The 380-nt window shown below is 61.8% G+C and carries 1 pseudogene; it reads left to right on the top strand.

From position 1 onward, the window contains the following. Positions 1-380 (top strand): annotated as a pseudogene (locus KNP92_RS15745) (glutamine--fructose-6-phosphate transaminase (isomerizing)); the annotation flags it as partial.

Genomic DNA, 380 nt, shown 5'->3' on the forward strand with positions numbered 1-380 from the left:
CGTTGGGCGACACACGGGGTGCCGAGCGTCCCGAACGCCCACCCGCACCAGAGCACGACAGCCCGCTTCACGCTCGTCCATAACGGCGTGATCGAGAACGACGAGCAGCTCAAGGCGACGCTTGATGTACCTTTCCTTTCAGAGACAGATACAGAAGTCATCGTCCAGCTCATGGAGAAGAACTTCGTCGAGCTCGGCGACGTCGAAGCGGCGTTCCGCAAGACGTTGTCGATGCTCCACGGGTCATACGCGATCGCGATGATCGACTCGGAGGACCGTGAGCGCCTCTACATCGGCAAGAACAAGTCGCCGCTCCTCGTCGGGCTCGGCGACGGCACGTTCAACGTCGTGGCGTCTGACGCGATGGCGATGCTCCAGGT

Source organism: Exiguobacterium sp. s122 (genome assembly GCF_018618475.1).
Lineage (GTDB): Bacteria > Bacillota > Bacilli > Exiguobacteriales > Exiguobacteriaceae > Exiguobacterium > Exiguobacterium himgiriensis.